The sequence below is a fragment of the Photobacterium lucens genome, from assembly GCF_009873615.1.
Taxonomy (GTDB): domain Bacteria; phylum Pseudomonadota; class Gammaproteobacteria; order Enterobacterales; family Vibrionaceae; genus Photobacterium; species Photobacterium lucens.
The window spans coordinates 1-2030 of record NZ_SSMG01000208.1 but is presented as its reverse complement, the minus strand read 5'-3'; the positions used below and the strand labels follow the sequence as shown (position 1 = coordinate 2030).

Sequence of the window (2030 nt, the reverse complement as noted above, 5' to 3'; positions counted from 1 at the left end):
CTAATTATGAAATGAATTAACTTTTCTTAATTATTGAATGTTATTGTTTGAGAACCTTTTGACCATCTTATTTACAATAAAAAAATACCCTTATTCGCTTGATTGTTTTAGCTATATGCGAGATGAGGGTATTTGTGTTATCGCGTTATTTAACTTGATAGTTTACGTTGTCAGATTAATTGCCCCAGTGCCATTGTGAACCTTTGGCAGTTGCTGATACAGGGGATGTTTGGCCATTGAAAGTCGCTTGCTGACCTAATGCATTGATAAGGTGTTTATTATTATCAAGGTGCCACTTTTGTTTTGGATCATTTGTGCATTTTACAATATTTGAGGTGGCAAAACATAATTGAGGCACATTGTGAGGATGTAAAAAGCCTTCACTTGTTAGTGTCCATTTTTGATTATCACTGTCATCACATTTTGTAGCTAAAACTAATGCACCATCAAATGTATAATTATTATAAACATTCAAACATTGTCCCTGCGTCACTAATGGTCGCCATTGTACTTTGGGTTTCACATCTTGAGCAGCATTAACTAAGGTATAGACTATCGATGATAGTGGCTGAGATTGTTTAGATGATTCTACCGCTTTATCTTGCCATTCTGTTGGGATTGGCTCTGATATATTCCATTTACCTTGAACTTTTACATCAGATTGAATCACCATACCTTTTTTGGTCACCCATAAAAAGTCAGGGTGGTTTTGTGAGTGCCACTCACCACCAATGATGTTACCTTGATCATCTAGCTCTAAATCATATATATAGTTAGCTACATCAGTTAAATCATCTGCTTTAGTATTTGGTGTATTGTGATTTGGAAAATTCTCATCCGTATATGTAAACTTCATATTAACACCAACGATAGAAGTGGTACTGTCATCTCGGAATTGAGAAAACTTATCTTTTTTATATTCTGAACGAGGGATCGCTACCTTTAATGGGTTGGCTGATTTTTCACCTGTCTGAGGATTAAAATATTCAATTGAATAACCAACAGCGGGTTGGTTCCAAATTTCACCTTCACCATCTATATCAAGTACAAAACTTTTATGAGAGATACCTATTTGGTTTAAAACAACAATATGCCAAGAGCCTGGGTTTACATCACGGCAACCACGGTCGGTTTCTCGGCCATTGATGCGTTCAGGATGTAGGGGATAACAACGTTGTCCAAGTTGTCGATATTGATTTTGTTTCAATGCATTGCCCCAAAGTTGATCTGCTAATGCTTTAATATCTGATGGATAAAAAGTAAGATCTTCACCATTTGCATCTTTAACGGTTACTGCATTCACAGGACGTGAAACTTGCATTGCAGCACCTGCCCAACCGTTGCAGATCCCTAACCATTCACTAAGGTCACCATCCCCTTGAAGGCCACCAAATATAATACCAACATCCCATGCTTGTTTAGTTAGTGTTAACGCTTTATCACCGACGAGCAAATCATATTTTTCTGCAGGAGATAAATTATTGCGATCATCACCTTGGAAAGTATTGGTAGGACGTTTCTTAAAAGTATAATCATAAAAGGCTTTAAAATTACTGCCATCAATATCAGATTTGGTGTATCGCCAAGCAATGCCACCATAACGCGTTGGCCAGTAGCTATCTGACCATGGCTGTTTTTTTAGCATAAAAGTGTTGGGGGCTTTTTTTGCTAAATCAACTAAATTTACGATTGTTTTGTTACCTAAATCTGTAAAATCTTGAGGGCGGTAAATAAGTGGTTCATTCGAATTATGGTTTTCCCATGTAGGGAAAGCACTAAAATTTGATGGTTGCTTTAATGATAGATTTGCCAGGTCTGTCTTATTGTGAACAGTTGTTGCTTTATTAGGCAAAAGATGTGGTTCATCAAATGATTCTGCTGTAACGCTAGCCGACATTAGTGGAAGTAATAATATAATTTTTTTCATTGTGGTCTGTTTATTTTATTAGTGAATTTGAAGTCCTATATAGTTAAGCAGTTAACATTAATAAATAATAGAGTATTAGCTCTAATAAATTGGTATTAAATTT

The 2030-nt window shown here is 35.9% G+C and carries 1 protein-coding gene; it reads right to left on the bottom strand.

The window, feature by feature from the left end; genetic code table 11:
- Nucleotides 1–175: 175 nt before the first annotated feature.
- Nucleotides 176–1927 carry a ricin-type beta-trefoil lectin domain protein gene (locus E5A76_RS09635; RefSeq protein ID WP_161118794.1) on the bottom strand — a complete coding sequence of 584 codons (1752 nt, stop codon included), beginning with the start codon at nt 1925–1927 and terminating at the stop codon, nt 176–178.
- Nucleotides 1928–2030: the final 103 nt, after the last annotated feature.

Excerpts from the sequence above, each read along its gene's own strand:
- E5A76_RS09635 (WP_161118794.1), bottom strand. The coding sequence starts at position 1,927 with ATGAAAAAAATTATATTATTACTTCCACTAATGTCGGCTAGCGTTACA.